The 17,930-nt window shown below is 39.2% G+C and carries 17 protein-coding genes; 8 read left to right on the plus strand and 9 right to left on the minus strand.

What is annotated here, in order from left to right:
* Positions 1 to 39: 39 nt before the first annotated feature.
* Together EHQ62_RS11575 and EHQ62_RS11580 are read left to right on the plus strand one after the other, a co-directional pair.
* Positions 40 to 294, plus strand: a complete 255-nt coding sequence (locus EHQ62_RS11575) for a hypothetical protein (protein ID WP_015677234.1) — start codon at positions 40 to 42, stop codon at positions 292 to 294.
* A gap of 71 nt (positions 295 to 365) precedes the next feature.
* Positions 366 to 2,021, plus strand: a complete 1,656-nt coding sequence (locus EHQ62_RS11580) for a hypothetical protein (protein WP_135642959.1) — start codon at positions 366 to 368, stop codon at positions 2,019 to 2,021.
* A gap of 42 nt (positions 2,022 to 2,063) precedes the next feature.
* Here the strand turns inward: EHQ62_RS11580 and EHQ62_RS11585 are convergent, their stop codons facing one another.
* Together EHQ62_RS11585 and EHQ62_RS11590 are read right to left on the minus strand one after the other, a co-directional pair.
* Positions 2,064 to 2,975 (minus strand): ankyrin repeat domain-containing protein, encoded by a 912-nt coding sequence (locus EHQ62_RS11585; RefSeq protein ID WP_135642961.1) that lies wholly within the window; start codon positions 2,973 to 2,975, stop codon positions 2,064 to 2,066.
* 5 nt (positions 2,976 to 2,980) lie between these two features.
* Entirely contained in the window at positions 2,981 to 4,729 is a 1,749-nt protein-coding gene (locus EHQ62_RS11590; RefSeq protein ID WP_135642963.1) for a GMC oxidoreductase, read from the minus strand.
* 131 nt (positions 4,730 to 4,860) lie between these two features.
* Here EHQ62_RS11590 and EHQ62_RS11595 point away from each other — a divergent pair, with 131 nt between their 5' ends.
* Positions 4,861 to 5,892, plus strand: coding sequence for a DUF2804 domain-containing protein (locus tag EHQ62_RS11595; protein ID WP_135642965.1), 1,032 nt, complete (start codon positions 4,861 to 4,863; stop codon positions 5,890 to 5,892).
* Positions 5,893 to 5,984: 92 nt separating this feature from the next.
* On the opposite strand, the gene EHQ62_RS11600 is transcribed toward EHQ62_RS11595, so the two are convergent.
* Together EHQ62_RS11600 and EHQ62_RS11605 are read right to left on the minus strand one after the other, a co-directional pair.
* On the minus strand, positions 5,985 to 9,071 hold the full coding sequence (locus tag EHQ62_RS11600; RefSeq protein WP_135642966.1) for an efflux RND transporter permease subunit: 3,087 nt from the start codon (positions 9,069 to 9,071) through the stop codon (positions 5,985 to 5,987).
* Between the two features lie 62 nt (positions 9,072 to 9,133).
* Positions 9,134 to 9,808 carry a DsbA family oxidoreductase gene (locus EHQ62_RS11605; protein ID WP_135633667.1) on the minus strand — a complete coding sequence of 225 codons (675 nt, stop codon included), beginning with the start codon at positions 9,806 to 9,808 and terminating at the stop codon, positions 9,134 to 9,136.
* 52 nt (positions 9,809 to 9,860) lie between these two features.
* On the opposite strand from EHQ62_RS11605, the gene EHQ62_RS11610 reads away from it, so the two are divergent.
* Positions 9,861 to 11,045, plus strand: a complete 1,185-nt coding sequence (locus EHQ62_RS11610) for an Acg family FMN-binding oxidoreductase (RefSeq protein WP_135642969.1) — start codon at positions 9,861 to 9,863, stop codon at positions 11,043 to 11,045.
* Between the two features lie 32 nt (positions 11,046 to 11,077).
* On the opposite strand, the gene EHQ62_RS11615 is transcribed toward EHQ62_RS11610, so the two are convergent.
* From EHQ62_RS11615 to EHQ62_RS11630, 4 genes are read right to left on the minus strand one after another with little or no spacing between them, the layout of a single operon-like run.
* Entirely contained in the window at positions 11,078 to 11,884 is an 807-nt protein-coding gene (locus tag EHQ62_RS11615; RefSeq protein ID WP_208720671.1) for an EAL domain-containing protein, read from the minus strand.
* A gap of 57 nt (positions 11,885 to 11,941) precedes the next feature.
* Positions 11,942 to 12,919, minus strand: coding sequence for a sulfite exporter TauE/SafE family protein (locus EHQ62_RS11620; RefSeq protein WP_135642971.1), 978 nt, complete (start codon positions 12,917 to 12,919; stop codon positions 11,942 to 11,944).
* A 5-nt stretch (positions 12,920 to 12,924) separates the two neighbouring features.
* Complete coding sequence (locus EHQ62_RS11625) at positions 12,925 to 13,503, minus strand: LIC12231 family lipoprotein (RefSeq protein ID WP_015676816.1); 579 nt, start codon at positions 13,501 to 13,503, stop codon at positions 12,925 to 12,927.
* Positions 13,484 to 13,924 (minus strand): hypothetical protein, encoded by a 441-nt coding sequence (locus tag EHQ62_RS11630; RefSeq protein WP_015676639.1) that lies wholly within the window; start codon positions 13,922 to 13,924, stop codon positions 13,484 to 13,486. Before EHQ62_RS11630 ends, EHQ62_RS11625 begins: the two co-directional genes overlap by 20 nt.
* A 162-nt stretch (positions 13,925 to 14,086) precedes the next feature.
* On the opposite strand from EHQ62_RS11630, the gene EHQ62_RS11635 reads away from it, so the two are divergent.
* Entirely contained in the window at positions 14,087 to 14,500 is a 414-nt protein-coding gene (locus EHQ62_RS11635; protein ID WP_135642972.1) for a hypothetical protein, read from the plus strand.
* On the opposite strand, the gene EHQ62_RS11640 is transcribed toward EHQ62_RS11635, so the two are convergent.
* Positions 14,485 to 15,321, minus strand: coding sequence for a YihY/virulence factor BrkB family protein (locus EHQ62_RS11640; RefSeq protein WP_135642974.1), 837 nt, complete (start codon positions 15,319 to 15,321; stop codon positions 14,485 to 14,487). The genes EHQ62_RS11635 and EHQ62_RS11640 overlap by 16 nt on opposite strands.
* A gap of 110 nt (positions 15,322 to 15,431) precedes the next feature.
* On the opposite strand from EHQ62_RS11640, the gene EHQ62_RS18565 reads away from it, so the two are divergent.
* From EHQ62_RS18565 to EHQ62_RS11650, 3 genes are read left to right on the plus strand one after another with little or no spacing between them, the layout of a single operon-like run.
* Entirely contained in the window at positions 15,432 to 15,593 is a 162-nt protein-coding gene (locus tag EHQ62_RS18565) for a hypothetical protein (protein WP_012387307.1), read from the plus strand.
* 51 nt (positions 15,594 to 15,644) lie between these two features.
* Positions 15,645 to 17,588, plus strand: coding sequence for an ABC-F family ATP-binding cassette domain-containing protein (locus tag EHQ62_RS11645; protein WP_135642976.1), 1,944 nt, complete (start codon positions 15,645 to 15,647; stop codon positions 17,586 to 17,588).
* Complete coding sequence (locus EHQ62_RS11650) at positions 17,588 to 17,929, plus strand: rhodanese-like domain-containing protein (protein ID WP_135642978.1); 342 nt, start codon at positions 17,588 to 17,590, stop codon at positions 17,927 to 17,929. Before EHQ62_RS11645 ends, EHQ62_RS11650 begins: the two co-directional genes overlap by 1 nt.
* The last annotated feature ends 1 nt before the right edge of the window (position 17,930 follow it).

A 17,930-nucleotide genomic window follows, 5' to 3' on the forward strand; every position in this document is an offset into this window, starting at 1 on the left:
TAGTATCTAATTGGTCGCACATTCGATACGAGGTAAAAAATGAAAAAATTTCTTGTGATTCTAACTCTTTTCTCTTTTAGCAGTTTTGGTTTGTTTGCTCAAACAGCAGAAGCAGACGAAGAACCAACAATGCAAACTGAAGAAGCTTCAGAAACCGTTAAACCTAAAAAAGATAAAATGAACAACAAAGACGGTGAGAAAAAAGAGAAAAAGAATAACAAAAACGGCGATAAAAAGGCTAAAAAAGCGAAGAAAGCCAAAAAAGAAAAAAAAGCAAAGAAAGACGCTGAGTAATTCTTTTTTCCATTTGTTTGAAAAACCCCTGGCCTCAGGGGTTTTTTTATTTCTAAACAAACTTTAATTTTATGAAACAGACCCACTTCCTTCTCACATCCCTTTTCATTCTTTTTTTCACCTACCAATGCAAATCGGCGGAACAGTCGTCAAACCCAACGAGTCTCCCAAACTCCCTCTCTCTCCAATTGAAACTCTCTGCGATCCCAAAGGAACTTTTTGGAGAATCCATATCCTACTCACTACAATTTTTTTTATGCCCAGAACCTACATCTAAAAACTGTTATGTTCCCATTTTAGAAAATCGATATGAGTTAGGAAAAATAAATTCCAATGTTGCCAGTTTGAAACTGAACCAAACACTTCCAAACAATTGGACACATATGGCGATTCGCATTTTAGGCATTGATAAGGTTCATGGCAAGTTTTCCCCTGGCCACAATCCATTTTGGTATTCACCGGACGACATACTTAAATTAGGTGGAAATTTCACAAAAGAATTTCGATTTGTGAGCCAAGAAAACAAAATTCCAAATCGTATCCAAGAAAGGATTGCTAATCAATTTGCACCGATCCTTGTTTTTCATAAAGATAAAAAGCATTTACCGTCTAACATAGAAAAGTATTCCCAATTCTTCGTGTCCCAAGAATACCAATTGCCCGACAAGGATCTTCGAAGGAAAACAAAAGGGCAAACAACTTGGAACTATGTTTCCTTTCCAGAATTTATTCCTACCAAGAACCCAACTCATTTGTATTACCATGTACGGTATGCAGAAACAACGGTTTCAGGAACCCAAAAAGAAGCACTACCAGGCTTTCGAGATGATGCCAATTATTGGTACGAAGTTGGGAATGGTGATATGGTTGTGTCCTATTGGATTTGGTATGATTGGAATGAAGGTCCCACCAAATTTGGAAACGTACACCAAGGGGATTTGGAATCGTATGCCCTGCTTGTATCCAAAGATGGCAAACCGAAACGCATTTTACTTACAGGTCACAATCATATATTACTCGATACAAATTTCCATAATATCAATTCCGTAAAAAATCATCCTATCTTATATGTTGCAAAAGGGAATATGGGATCCGATGGTGGGAATCCAACCTCAGCGTATGGTGGTTATACGGTAAAACTCAATGCAGGGAATTTTTTATTCAATTATATTTCTGATCCATGGGATGTGTTCCCAAGTTTTGATCCAAAGGAATCCATTCTCATCTTACCTGCGGATCTATCAGAGAATGATTTAATGGCTGTAAAAATAGGACCTGGTACATCTCACCCCAAGGTCAAAACAGATATGATTGATCAAAAAGGATCGCATCATTCCGAAGTTGAAGGAGAACAAGTGAACCAAACTCCTACACAATTTGTGGATGCCAGAAGGATGGTGAAACAAAGGATCGAGAAACTTGTGATGTGGGAAGAACCGGGTTGGGTGAACCAAAAAGCTGTCGAAGACCCAGATGGAAACCATCAAGTAGACAAAACAGTGGCAACTTTTTTTCAGTTCCAAGGTAGGCTTGGCAAACACCCAAGGACAGTCTTAAAAATCAATGAGCTGAAGCAGTATGGGGAATCACCAGAAAATGCACCTTTCAAAACCAATATTGAACAACATTATACCTTTGAACGACCACAAAGCGAACGCAATCATACTGATAGAGAAGGAAATTATGGTCCAAAATTTTTAGGAGATGATTCTACTCCTCAAAAATAACAAACGTATTCAAATATTTTTGTTAATCTAATTTCAAACAAATTAGATTAACTCTACTAACTTTGCTTTGGCGAGTTCTTCTGGTTTGAATGGTTTCTCTATTTTGATGTATTGGATCATTTCTTTTCTAAAAGGATATACATCTCCTAAGATCGCTTTTTGGATTACAAAATCCTTCCATGTTTTTAGGCAGTGACCATATTTTTCCCGATCCAGCAACCTTGTGATGGATTCTTCATTTTCTCCCCAAACAAATGGATTTGCACCAACATACAAAAGTTCTTTCATCGATTCAACGCCATCGGCGGATGCCGACAAAAATAATGCCGTATTACCAAAGTTATCTTTTGATTCTAACGAAAAATTTCCATCTTCTAATAAAATAGAACAAACTTCATCTAAATTCCTTTCGGAAGCCAAATGGAGTGCATTTTTCCCTTCACGATCGGTGTGGTTTACAACATCTGGAAATGTTTTTAACAAATAGGAAACGATTTCAATTCGATTTTCCACAACTGCTTCTAAAAAAATGGAACGTCCTAATTCATTCCGTTGGGAGATGATTTCAGTGGAGATCCAAGGATGGATGGTATCCCAAAGATTCTCTGCCGATTCGAGGAGTGCGATATGAAAAATAGTATTTCCTTCTTTATCGCGTGTCTGTAAGTTAGGTGAAGATTTCCAATAGGATGCCGTTGCGATCAACGCTTCGATAAACTGGGTGCGGTTTTGGCTGATTGCATCGAAGATCACATTGCCTGGAGTACGATAGGGTAAATTTGGATCGGCACCAGTTGTGATCGCATGTTGGAATAATCCAACATGATCCATTTTTAACATCCAAGAGAGTGCATTGGTGCCATACGTATCCAATTCATTCGGATTTGCCCCACCTTTCAGACATTCATCCCATTCTTGTATGATTCCCGATTTTGCTACCTCAAAGACATCCATTCCTGTTACGATAATTGTTTCTGCTTTGTTGTCGATTTTTTAACGGCTCGTTTTGATTGTTTGGTACCTATCGTTTTATCGAATCCACGTTTCACTTCAAATTTTAAAAATTGAATTTCATTTGATTCCTTTGGTGGGATAAGGCTCATGGCACGTTCCGACAAAGCAGTGATGGTAAGGCTTGGATTCACACCTAAATTCACAGTTAACATAGATGCATCGCAAACCCTTAGATTCTCATAACCAAACACTTTGTTTTCTAAATCGATCACACCCTTCTCTGGAGATTCAGCCACAATGCAACCACCCATAATGTGACCCGTGACAGGAGCAGATAATAATGTTTCATTTAAGGAACTACGCGGGATTCCACCAACAATTTCTGCCAACTTGCGAGTGAAGGCATTGGCTATCGGTATATAAGTTGGTGTTGGTTCACCAGTGGAAAGTGTCGATGTTAAGCTCCTTTGGAAAGGCCAAATGAACCGTCTCTTTCGAACCAGTCGTACGCTATTGTCAACAGTTTGCATCACAAGTAAGATGATAGAGTTTTTTGCGAAACCAAAAGGATTGTGAGCTTTTAAAAAATAGAGAGGGTGGCGGATCATGGTCCAAAAAAATTTTAATGGTCTTGGAAATTTCCCACCACCGTCTGTCATCACACTTGCCATCACTCCAAAAAAATCTGATCCTTTGGAATACCTTACTGGTTCGATATGGGTGTTTTCATCGGGATGTACAGAAGAGGTGATCGCAATCCCTCTTGAATAGTCTGCCTTATGACTTGCAGGCACCGTAACAGGTAACACAGTTTCACTGTTCGTCCGAACCGTATCACCTAACTTCTCTGACAAACGGATCATTTTGTTTTCTTGTTGCATCTTAAGAAGTAAACCAACCGTACCCATTACCCCTGCTGAAAGAACCACCTGGTTTGATCTAAATTTACGTTTTGGATACCCAAACCATCCCGTAGTACTATTTGTTTCTAATTCATATCCAAATTCTCCACTCGCCTCTGGATCAGGGATTCCTTTTGCATTGAGTGGAATGAGTGACGTTACCTTTGTTTCTGGTAAAATCACAGCACCTAATTTTTCTGCTAAATATAAATAGTTTTTATCTAATGTATTTTTTGCATTGTGGCGGCAACCAACCATACAACCACCACAGTAATTGCAAGGATCACGGTCAGGACCTTCTCCGTCAAAAAAAGGATCCTTTGGATCTTTTTTGTTTCCAAAATAAATCCCAACAGGGGTTCTTCGGAATGTATCTTCCTTACCAAACGTTTTTGCTGTTTCTAATAATAAATGGTCTGGTTCCCATAATTGTGGGTTCTCCGTTACACCTAACATATGCTTTGCTACCTCATAATATGGTAACAACGCCTTTTCCCCACCCATTTTGGAATACAGTGGTGAGTTCAACACCTTGGAAGAAGGAACATACAAGGTACACGCATATACAAGTGATCCACCACCAACACCTGATCCACTCACAAGTAAAAAATCATTGAGTAAGTTGATCCTTTGGATTCCGTAAAATCCAAGTTTGGGCATCCATAAATACTTCCGTAAACTCCAATTGGTTTTTGGAAAGTCAGACGCCTTCCAACGTTTACCAGATTCGATGACTAAAACTTTGTAACCTTTTTGTGAAAGGCGATAGGCTGAAACTGAACCACCAAAGCCTGACCCAACGATGATCACGTCGAAATCAAATTTTTGTTCTTTTGGAATGGTTTGGTTCATGGTTCGTTTTTCCTTGTTTGTGGAGAATGAGCGAATCCGATTCTTTGATCGAATTCATTTTCTGTCAATTCGCTCTTAGGAAATCTGAAAAAACTTCTGGTCGAAAGTTATGATTGGTTTTGAATCGGTTCATGCCTGAGATCAAAAAACAAATCCCTTTATTAAACGCAGATGGAACCATTACAGAAGAAGGTTGGGCACGTTCACCACTTTGGACTTATAACCGAGAAAATATTGCCGCATCCAAACTAAGGATCAAAGAATGGGACTATTATTCGATCCTCTCTCCAACAAAAGAATTTGGAATCACCTTAACGGCATCTGATCTAGGTTATGCGGGACTATTTGCAATTTGTTTTTTGGATTTTAAAAAAGGGTCTTTTCAACAAATTGATACTTTGTCAGTCCTTCCTTTGGGAAAAACTGGTTTCCCAAGGGTGAATGATCTCGGAGTTGTCTCTTTCCAAGACAAAAAATTACACCTACGTTTTGAAATGAAGGATGGCAAACGTAGATTGGAATTCGGATCGGACCAATTCTTAGCTCCCGATGGCTCCAAAGGGATAAATGGAACCATTGAACTAAAAGAACCAAAGATGGATACGATGAACATTGCCACTTCTTGGAAAGAAAACCGAAAGGCCTTCTATTATAATACAAAAATCAATTGTATGCCAGCAGAGGGACAAGTCACTGTTGGAAATACTAAGTACCAGTTCGATGCAAAGACCGACTTTGGTGCGTTAGATTGGGGGAGAGGGGTTTGGACTTACAAAAATCGTTGGTATTGGAGTTCTGTATCCGCTTGGATTGGCGGAAAACCATTTGGACTCAACTTAGGGTATGGGTTTTCGGATCGCACACCAGCTTCTGAAAATGTGATTTTATATGATGGCAAAATCCATAAACTAGACGAAGTAAAATTCATCATCAATACAAAGGATTACATGGCTCCTTGGAAATTCCAATCGAATGACAATCGTTTGGAATTGGATTTCAAACCAATCGTAGACCGAAATTCTTATATGAATTTTTTCATCATCAAATCCGTCCAACACCAAGTGTTTGGATCTTTTAATGGAACTGTCGTTTTAGATGATGGGAAAAAAATCAAACTTGAGAACGTACTTGGGTTTGCCGAAGACGTCCTCAATCATTACTAAGGGATTCAAAGCCTTCAATTTGAATTGAGGATAAAAAAACTTAGGATCTAAAAACAGATCCAAAGTTTTTCCATCAAAAACAAATCAATTCATTACACCCGTTTTCTGAGTTTGTAATACGCAGAAAAACTTGCTGGGATAAAAATCAAAGAACCGAAGGTTCCAAAACCTAGCCCCCATGCAAGAGACAATGTCATTGGTATGAGGAGTGGATCCGAACCACCTATCGCATAAGCTGTTGGAATCATCCCTGCCATGGTTGTCATCGTTGTCACAAGGATAGGACGAAATCTTTCGGAAGATGCTGTGATGAGAGATTCCAGAAGCCCCTCTCCCCTTGCCTGGAATTCTTCGATCGTATCAACTAACACGATTGAAGCGTTTACAATCACACCAGCAAGTCCGATGATTCCAATCATTGCAAGAAAACTAAGAGCTTTTCCTGAAATCAAAAATCCAAACACCACACCCACAAATCCAAGTGGAATTGAAAGAATGATCAACACTGGTTTTTTAATGCTGTTAAAGATGATGGCTAAAATTGCAAATATTCCAAAGAAAGCCAACACTCCTGCAACTAACAAAGAGATCATGGATTTGGCCGTTTCTTCTTGTTCCCCACGAAATTTGATTTTGTAACCAGGGTATTTTTTACCTATACTGCCAAACTCATCTTCGATTTTACCATTGACGATCGAAGAACTGGTGGTGGCTTCATTCACATCCGCAAGGACAGTGATCGCTTTTTCGTAATCATTATGATACAATGCTTCGATACCCTGTACGGTTGTTTTTGTTGTGACAGCTGTAATCGGTGTTAGGAGACCAAATTTATTTGAGATCCGAATGGAATCTAAATCTTCTATCCCATCTCGGAATCGATCATCGTTTTGGATGATGATCCTCACTTCATCTTTTCCTTTCCGAAGGTTGGATGCTTCCAATCCTTCCATAGCGGTTCTCACATAATAGGCAGTGATTTCAGTATCAATCCCTGTGATGGCAGAGGCCGTGTCTTTCACACGGATTTGGATCTCTTCTCTTCCAGGTTTGTAATCATCATTGATATTGATGACACCTTCTTGTTTTCTTAAAAAATCTTGCATCTCATTTGAGATGAGCTTTAAAGTTTTGTAATCACGTCCTTCAATGGCAACGGTTACTGCCGCACCAATCGGCGGGCCATTCACAACCAAATCCACCATAACAGAAATTGCATTTGGTAATTTTTTCAGTTCGGGTTCCAGTTCTCCAAAAATTTCTTGGGCCGTGCGATTTCGTTCTGTTTCAGGAATCAGGATGATTTGTGCCATTCCTAACTGTTCCCCAATCCTTGTGAGTGGATCTGTTGGGTCAGTTTGTTGGATTCCAATTTTTAAGATCACACTTTGGACTTCTGATTTTGGAATTTTATCTAAAATCGGTTGGAAGTATTGCAGTTGTTTTGCGGTTTCTTGGGCAGAAAAATCTGGTGGGAATTCTGCTCTCACCAATACATAATCAATCCCTTCTTTCGGGAATAAATTAAAATTCATAAGCCCAACAAGTCCACAGGAAGACAAAAACACGATGAGGATACAACCAAGTGCAAGGAATGGCCTTCCTACCACCTTTGTGATGAAGTTTGTAAATTTTGTTTTTAAAGATTCAAATCCATTTTCTAAGGCAGAACGTAACCTTTCTCTATGTTTGGATCTTTTTTTGGTTTCATTGGATGTGAACTGTGCATAACGCACTGGTAACAATAAAAAAGATTCAAAAAGTGATAAAGTAAGGGCCACGATCACCATAAAGGGAATTTGCCAGATAAATTTCCCCATAATCCCAGTCATAAATGCCATCGGTAAAAACGCGGCAACAGTGGTTAAATAAGATCCAATGATAGGAACAAATAGTTCACTGGCACCAAGTACAGCTGCTTCTTTTGGATCATAATTTTTGGATCGATACTTATAGATATTTTCCGAAATGATGATGCTATTGTCCACAAGCATCCCAAGTGAGATGATGATTCCAAGCATGGAAACCAAGTTAAAGGATACATCAAAGATTGGGAATGCAATGGTTGCCGCAAATAAAGTAAGTGGCAAAGAGATACTGGTTAAAAGTGAATCTTTAAAACTAAAAAATAGAATCAGAACCACAACAACCAAAAACAAACCCTGTAACGAGTTTGTGATCACTACATCCAAACGTTTGAGAGCCCTTGCCCCTTCGTTGTTTAATTCCGTAAATTGGATGTTCGCTGGAATTTGTTTTTTTAGTTCAGCAATTCGACCTTGCACAGCTTCCACAGTCCGAATGATGTCAGCACTGTCTTTTTTGATGATTTGCAGCACATACGCAGGTTCCCCATTGACAACAGCTAGAACTCTCGGCCGTTCATATGTATCTTTTACATTGGCAACTTGGGATAATAAAATTGTATTCCCTGTTTCATTGGAACGGATCGGGATATTTTTGATATCATTGATTTCGTTGATCTCTCCTGTCACACGGATGTCTTGTGTGATAGGTCTTAAAAATGATCCAGCGGGAACACTGATATTTCGTTTGGAGATGGCATTGATGATGTCGGCAAATCCAATGGTGTATCTTTTTTTGAGGTCGGGGTCCACACGGATGCGCCATTCTTCTTTTCGTTTTCCAAATGCATCTACACGCGAAACACCAGAAACCTTACGCATTTCATCTTCGATGAAACGCCCCATCTCTTGTAATTCCATCTCATCCATGGCACCATGGATGGCGATTTCCAAAACCGGGAAGTTGGAACTTTTTTGTTCTGTTACAATGGGTCTGTCTTTTACCTGAGAAGGTAAATTCGTCACTCGGTCCACCGCACGACGGATATCATTCACAACTCCATCCGGATTACTGTGTTCCAAATCAATTTTGATAATGATATCGGATTCAGAGTTTCTAGAAATCGAACGAACGGAATCAAGTCCCTCGACTTCGCGTAACTTCTCTTCGATGGGAATTGTTACTTTTTTTTCCACATCCACAGGACTCGCGCCAGGATACACCGTAAGAACTCTCACTTGGCGGAAATTCACACGAGGGAAAGCTTCTCGTTTCATGGAAAGTACGGAGATGATCCCTGCTAGGAATAAAAAGATAAACACTAGGTTGGCAACCAGTGGTTTATAAACAAAAAAATGGATGACTTTTCTCATAAGATGACTTCGGATTCTAAGAATTTAGAATCTTGACTGGTGAGTCAAGATGTTTCGAAAATTTATTGACTCTTATTTTCGGATTCTCGTTCTTTTATGACAGTCTCAATGACTTCAACAAAAACAGATGTGTCCTGCGCACCACTCACAGCATATTTGCCACCAATGATAAAATAAGGAACCCCACTAATTCCATTTTGATGGTAATATTGGATCTCTTGTTGGATTTCCCGTTTTAAATTGCCATCATTGTAAATGGTTTCAAACCTAACTCTGTCTTTATAAACCGGTTCTGTCACATTCCAAACCACTTCTTTGTCTGTTAGGTCCAAACCGTTTTCGAAGTTGGCTGCAAAAAATCGTTCCACCAAATTTTGTTGTTCTTCCAATGTGGGAAGGGCCGCTACAAGTGCATGTAATACCAATGTATTTGTGGCTTTCGGTATGTTTTGGAATTGGAAGTTGATCCCAATCTCTTTTCCGATTTCCGTCAGTCGTTTCCAAGCCCCATCCAAGCGATCCAAACTTCCAAATTTTTGTGTTAGGTGCAATTTGTAATCGATCCCTTCCTCTGGAATCTCTGGAGAAAGTTGGAAGGGTCGCCATCGGACCTCAGGTGTGATGGAATTGCCAACCTGTGACAAAGCTTTTTCTAGTTTCTTTTTTCCAACATAACACCAGGGACAGGCTACATCGGAAACGATATCGATGGGAAATACTTCAGAGTTGGTTGACATTTGAAATTAGACTCCGATTCATTAAGAGATTGTTTGAATTACCAGGAAAAAGATGAAATATAGTAGAGAAAGTTTTTTAAAAAAAAGTTTGGCGTTTGGTAGCCTCATTTCATTCACCTCGTTGCAACAAAATCTCTATGCTTTTGGTAGTGAAGAGAACAAAAAGCACAGGGAAAACCCAATCGCTTATGCAGAATCACTTGGTTACACAAACCCAATCGACCAAATTTTGCTTACTGGCATCCTTGCTCCGAACTCTCATAATAGCCAACCATGGAAATTCAAAAAAATATCTGATTCTGAGTTTTATCTTTTTGGTGATGGCGAGAAACAACTTCCAGAAATTGATCCGATCAATCGCCAATTTTACCATACCCAAGGTTGTTTTTTAGAATTATGCCACCTAACTGCAGATTCACTGATGTTTGATACAACAATCAAACTTTTCCCCAATGGAAAACCATCCTCAAAAACATTTTCAAAATTTCCTATTGCAAAAGTTTATCTAACACCCAAAACAAAATGTGTTCATGATTTTTTATTTTCAGGTGTGAGCCAAAGAAGGATGAATCGCTCTGTGTATTCCAGTGAGCCAGTCACGAACGAAGAACTTGAAGCGATACATTCTTTGGCACGTCCCTTTCGAAACCAAATCCATTGGACAAATGATCCAAACGAACTTGGTTCCATCTTACCAGTGTTAGAATCTGCATTTGCCATGGAAACCAATCGATTTGTTTCCAACGAGCTCAATCGGAAATGGTTTCGTTTGACTGAAACATCAATGTTAGAACACCGAGATGGTTTGACCTTAGAAGCCAATGGATTGTCTGGAATTAAACTATGGTTTGCCAAAAAGTTTTTTGTGGATCTATCAAAAGAGGTTTGGCATTCAGAAGATTCTAAACAGGCGGCGATTGGTATGTTTTCATCGCAAGTGCATTCATCCAAAGCCTTGGTCTTTTTTCTCTCTGAAGGTAAGGATGAGGAAACCACTTGGATCGAGACAGGTCGAGACTTTATGAGGTACACTCTTTCTTGTGCAGTGAAACAGGTTGCCTTCCATACCATGAACCAAGCAGTGGAAGATTATCCAGAAAGTCGTGTGTTTACCAAAGAATTAAAAAAAATCCTAAAACTAAAACCCAACCAAGAAATCCAACTGATCGCAAGGCTTGGTCAAAGTTCTTACCAATTTGATTCGTATCGAAGGGATCTCAAAAGTTTTTTTGTTTAAATCCTCTGGTTTGGATTAAGTAAAATTTCGTATTAAGGACTCAGAACTGGGAAATGGAGTTCCCCTGCAGACTCAAACGCAGGTTTGGAAAACAAATAACCTTGGTACAAATTGATACCCATGTCCACAAGGACTTTCAGTTCTTCCACTGTTTCTACACCTTCCGCAATCACGGCAATGCCAATCTCTCGGCAAACACCTGCTATCGCATTGGTTAATTTTTGTGCTACAGAATTGGTATGGATATTTCGAATGAGTTCCATATCCAACTTGATGATGTCAGGTTGGAATTTTGCAAGTAAGTTGAGACCTGAGTAACCAGAACCAAAATCATCAATGGCAGTCAAAAACCCATACTTTTGGTAAGCTTTAAAAATATTGATGATGTGATTGTGGTCTTGGACTTCTTCCCCTTCGGTAAGCTCGAAGACCAAGCGGTTCAAAGGAAAATTGTATTCCCTACTTGCCTCTAAAGTCGTGCGGATGCATGTTTCAGGTTGGTAAACTGCATTTGGTAAAAAATTAATATTGAGTAAAGAGGGAATTTGGATTTGGCTTGCGAGTTGGATGGCTTTGATCCGACAAGACTGGTCAAATTGGTAACGATTGTTTTGGTTTACCTTGGAAAGAATGGAATATGCTGATTCCCCTTGGGTTCCTCTTACCAATGCTTCATGAGAGTAAATTGTCTTTTGGTTCCAATCGACAATGGGTTGGAAAGCCATGGAAAAAGAAAAATCCAAACCAGCACCACTACGACATTCGGCACAACTATACAACTTTGGCACTTTTCCATTGGGTGTATCTACTAACTGTGCATCAGGAAAACTTGGCTTCATGTTTTTCGGTTACCCAGTTTAGACGATCGGTCAAAGATTGCAACTTTGTTTTCAAAATTAAAATTTTGGTAGTTTAGCGACTAAATACCAAACCACAACTAAGAATTGGAAAAAGGAGGTAACAAGTAAAATGGTATAAGGTTTTGCATTCACTGCCTTGAGGGAACCAATCCTCGCACCAAAAATTCCTCCAAAACTTCCAACAAGAGCAAGTTCCCAATGTAATTTTCCTAACAATAGAAACTGTACTGTTGTTCCAAACGAAGTTAAGAAGATACCTAAAAACGATGTAGCAACTGCCTCTACAGGACTCATGCGAAAATAATAAACAAATAATGGAACTGCTAAAAAACCACCACCGATTCCAAATAGAGAGGAGAACGTCCCAAAAAAAACTCCTACAAGTAAAACGATGGAAATCGATTTTTTAGAAAAACGAAACAGTGCTCCATCGTTTTCGCCCTTTGTGCTGATTCCCTCAGGATTAGGACCAACCCAATTCGTTGTTTTTTCAGAGTCCTGTTGTTTTCTGTTTTGTTCAGAATGGGGGATAGGCAATGATTCATAGTAACGTTTGCGTTTTTTGAGTGATGTGATCAAATTATAAACTGCTAAAATTCCCAAAAAAATCGTAAACACAAACAAATATACAAATTCTGAAAGTGGAATTCCGTAGTACAATTGTTTGCCGAAAGTGGTATCTTCAAACCTTCCAAAAGCAAAGGCCGTATACTGTGCTGCTGGAATGGATGTGACAAGTAACAAAAACCCTTGTTTCCAACGGATTTTGTTATTTTGATAATACACATAGAGTCCTGACAGAGCAGACACAGGCATTTGAGCGAGGGAGACAGCAACAGCTTGAACAGCGGTTAAATGAAAAAAACTATGAAAAAAGGGAGTATATATAAATCCTCCCCCGAGCCCGAGGAAGGAAGCTAAGTAACCAACAAAAAAACCCACTCCAAATACAATGAATACACCGGGCCAAAAACCCCAAACAAATTCATGGAAGATTTGAAATGAGTGTTCCAAATGATTTAAAAATGTTCTTTTGCATCCTCAAAGAATTTTAAGGTCATACGCTCAAATACTTCTTTTTCAGTCGCAGTTTCAAAATTGTACCAAGAGATAGGGATGAAGAATATCCATTGGGCATAGTTACGAAAGATATGGTAATCATACGTTCCTACTTTTTTGCCATCCTTGTAGAGAATGTATTGAACATCATATCCATCTTGTGTCGACCAAGCAGGTAAAAATGTTGCTGTGAGAGTAGAAACTCCTAAAAATGCTGTGGCAATGGGAGTAGGAGAACGATAGTTCACCTTCACGTTCACCAAATAACCAGTCTTAGGAACATCAACCCCTTCCGTTGTTTTTTTGAATCTAGTTTTGTTTTCAAAGTAATTTTTAAGAGCTTCTCTTCCACCCAAATTCAACTGAGGGAACGTAGGAAGTACATACACAAAATTTGTGTCTAAAGTTTTTTCTTCGGAAGGAAGTGGTAAAATTTTTGGATAGTCTTTGTAACCAATGAGACAATTGGTCAAAAACAAAAATGCCAAAAGCACTCCCGTGAATAAAGATTTCTTTTGTTTAATTTTGGCTATGGTCATGCAAACCCTCCTCGTCATGTCTTCTTTCCAATTCCTCATATAATTCTTCTTGGTCTTCCGTAAAAAATAATTCATATCCGATCCGTAAACAAACGGGATCATCTTCCATAGAAACATTACTTGGTAAAATGAGATTCATCACATAGAATGTATTGGATTCGGCTTCTTCTAAAAAACTTTCTGTAGCATCCCATTCATCAAATTCTTCCACATCTGGTTTTCGAAATTCCTTTAGGATTTCATCAAATGATTCAGTGATGTAGTTAAATTCACCTGATTCGCTATCAATGATGAATTGAATGTGATGGCAACCAGGCCCCTCTTCTTCCAAAGGACTGAGCACCATACTCCCGCAGGCGGGGCAATGGATGGTTGGGTCGATGGCACCACTTGGCCAATTGATGTTGATGGTTTCGATCATGGCGGCGAACCTCGAGTTCCCATCATAAGGACTTCCCTTGTTTAGGAAACCTGAATTTGTTTTGAATTGAGTAAAAATGATTCTTAGGAATCCGATCCCAAAGCAAAAAAAAGAGATAGGGTTTGCCTAAAAAATGGGATTGTAAAATGAATTCATTTAGGCATGGGAATTACCGCTGAATACCAATCTGCCTTCACTTCCAGTTTCCAAGAATTTTTTGGAAATGCGAAAGACATTGGTTGGGAATTATACCATTTAAGTTCTGAACCAGACAATGATTTTCCATCTTGGTTGACATTCACCATCAGAAATCCGTTAGGTGGTAGAGCCATTGTCTTTCGTTACCACCACCTAGAAAATAAATTTTATGCACACCTAAAAGTCCAAGTGATCCCCGGGGAAGAAAATTGGAGCCTTGACCAATTGTTCCATAAAAGAGGATACACAGACTTAGATGCCGATGATATTTTATCCTCCGGTGGTGAATGGTTATTCCACTCACTTGCCAGACATTACTTTGGCATCATCATCTCATTTTGCCCAAGGATTTTAGAACCTGATTATTTTTTGGATTGAGATTTTTTACCACGGTCATCCGCAAGCACTTGGTTCCACAAAAATCCCCAGATAAAAAACGTGGAGTTGATGTAAGTATACAACATCAACACCACCATCTTCGAAATTAAATCATATGCTAACGAATAGTTCACACCTACGTTTTTCATTTTTAGATAAAACTGAAACCCAAAACTCATCGCAAGAACAAGTAATGATGCAAAGATCGCACCTGGTAAATTTTCTTTTAAAGTGGTTTTTGCTTTTGTGATATAAGCATAATAAAAAGTAAATAAACCTATGCTATAGGGTAGAATGATAAGTGAGACAGAGAGGTAAGGGTTGTTTCGAAAAAACGAAAATCGAAACGATTTAAATAACATTCTTTCAAGAGAAACAATACCATAGGTTAAATAAAAATACAAAACAAGCAACACAAGGGATATGACTAACAAACGAAAGTTGATCCACTGTGATGCGATAAAACCAACTTTTGTTTCGTCCCTTGAAATGAATCGAAGGGCTTTGGAAATGGTTCCAAAAATGGTAAGACTCGAAACAAAAGAAATGGCAATGCTTATGGCGATCACATTGTAACTTTTAACTTTGGTTAGATTTTCTACACTTTTGTCGATGGGTTGGAAAATCGGTGCTGGTAAAAATTTCCCAATTTGGTCCGTCATCAAATTGATGGTTTTTGGATCTTGCAAAAGCCCAAGTAGGGTCACAAACACAACAAGGAGTGGGAATAGGGTCAAAAGGAAGGTAAACGAAAGTTCTGAGGCAAGGCCATGGACATCGTACAAATACACTTCGCTGAAAAATCGACGGATCCGTTTCATGCGGTCAGTTTGCCACTTGTCCGTATTTTTGTCTTATTTTTCTTGCCGTCTCGATCCGAGAGGAAACCCTGGAAGAATCTCAGTGACGTACCTAAAAGGGGAAAACTTCCATGTCAGAAGAAAAAGAAAAGAAGAACAAAAAAATCGCGAAAATGACGGTCGAGGAAATTGACTCAGCCATTAAAAAGTCGGTTGAAACCATGAACGGCGAATCAAGCCTTTATGTGAAACACCTTCGCGAAAGAAAGGCGGAACTCCTAGCCAAGAAATAAGGTTAGTCCCTCCTAAATTCCCCGCCGAAACGGCGGGTTTTCGCAAACGCCTTGATCCAATTCATCCAAATCCACCAACACTTCGGCCCCAAAGTCCTCTTTGAGGGATTCAGCTGGCATATCAAACCAGGTTGCCGAGTCGCCCTTGTGGGACCAAACGGTTCTGGAAAAACGACTCTCTTCCAAATGGCCGCAGGCAAACTGAAACCCGAATCGGGGGAAGTGATTCGTTCCAAACACACAGTCCTTTCCCTATTCCAACAAATTCCAGAATTCAATCCAGAGACTTCGGTGATTGAAACCGTACTCGACGAAAACAAATTGTATGCCGAATACGATTCCAAACGCAAAATTATCGAATCCAAATTTGAAACCACAGACCACGAAGATCCGGCATTTGAAACTTTGTTACATGAGCAAAGTGAGTTGGAAGAATTTGCCCACTTACACGACTTACACGGTCTTGAAGCTCGTGCCAAAAAAATCCTTTCTGGTTTAGGTTTTTCCACAGCAGATTTCTCACGCAAAACAAAAGAATTTTCACCCGGTTACCACCATAGGATTGGCCTAGCAATTGCCCTACTCAATCCACATAACTTATTACTTCTGGATGAACCAACAAACCATTTGGATGACAAAACCAAATCTTGGTTAGCTGACTTTTTGGTTTCTCAAAACCAAGCCTTTGTCCTTGTCACACATGATCCTGAATTTTTAAACCAAACAGTAGACACGATCATCGAAATCAATCCGCATGGAACCTTTGAATTCCAAGGGAGTTTGGAAGAATTTTTTGAAGCCAAAAATGAAATCCAAGAAAAACTAAAAGTCCAATTCGAAAAAGAAGAAACCTATTTAAAAACAAGAATGGAATGGGTGGAACGATTCCGCGCCCAAGCAACCAAAGCAAGACAAGTCCAATCTGTGATCAAACGATTGGAAAAAAGGGATAAAGTTGAAAATCCAGAAGATAGTTTTTGGAACCAAAAACCAGATTACCAATTCCAATTTGTTCCTTCGAGTAATATCATCCTTCGTTTAGAACATGCATCCTTTTCTTACCCTGATCGTAATACTGGTGAGAAAAAAACCATCTTTGAAAATGCAGAAATTGAAATTTCCGCTGGTGACAAAGTTGCGCTCGTTGGACCCAATGGTGCAGGAAAATCAACCCTCATGCGTTGTCTGTTAGAACAACACAAACTCGATACGGGAAAATTATATTACGGCCCCAAAACCAAACTTGGTTATTTTTCGCAAACACATGGGGAAGATTTGGATGAATCCTTAAATCTTGTCGAAACAGTATTAAAAAAATACCCAGAACTCAATGAAGAAAAGGCAAGGACCCTACTTGGGCATTTTGCTTTCCCCGGTGACGGAGTGTTTAAATCCGTAAAACATTTGTCAGGTGGGGAACAAAGTAGACTCCGATTGGCGTTACTGGTAAACCACCCATCCAATTGTTTGTTCCTAGACGAACCCACAAACCACTTGGACATTGTGATACGAGAAGCCATCAAACGAGCCCTGATTGATTTTCCAGGAAGTTTACTCATCATCAGCCACGACCCCGATTTTATGAAGGGGCTTTGTAACCGCACTTTCCAACTTTCTGGTGGGGAATTAAAAAACCTCAATTGCAGTTTTGACGATTACCTGAAATTCCACAAAGAAGACGAATTGGGGACAAACGCGAAGGACCAAACCTCCCAAAAGCCAAAATCGGATGAAAAAAAGCCCAATCCCCAAGCGAGCAAAAACAAACGGAAAAAATTAGAAAAAGAAATTTCCGATTTGGAAGTCCAAATAGAGAGACTGGAAAAAAATAAAAAGGACAAAGAGGAACTTTTACAAGACCCAGAGTTCTTTAAAAACAGAAGTTTTCAGTTGGAAATGGACACTTATAACGATATTAAAAGAGAAATCACACTCCTGACAAAACGTTGGGAAGATGCGACAATAGAATTAGAGGAAATGGGCGGAGTTACATAATGGTACCGGAAATCGATGTAGTCAGTTTTAAAAAACGTCTGGATGCAAGAAGAGAAGGAAAAGATGATTTTTTTGTTTTGGATGTACGAAATCCTAACGAACAACAAATCGCACTCGTACCTGGTACAGACAAACTCATTCCTGTAAGCGAACTTGCTGCACGTATCGATGAAATCAAAAGCCAAATTGACAAAGAAATTTTGGTGTATTGTCGGTCTGGTGGAAGGTCTGGTATGGCATGTGGGATTTTGGCACAAGCTGGATTTAAATCTTTCAAAAACGTCGCTGGTGGAACCTTAGCGTATTCCGATTTAGTAGACCCAAACATGCAAAAGTATTAAT

Origin of the sequence: Leptospira jelokensis, from assembly GCF_004769635.1 — a bacterium.
Classification (GTDB): Bacteria; Spirochaetota; Leptospiria; order Leptospirales; family Leptospiraceae; genus Leptospira_A; species Leptospira_A jelokensis.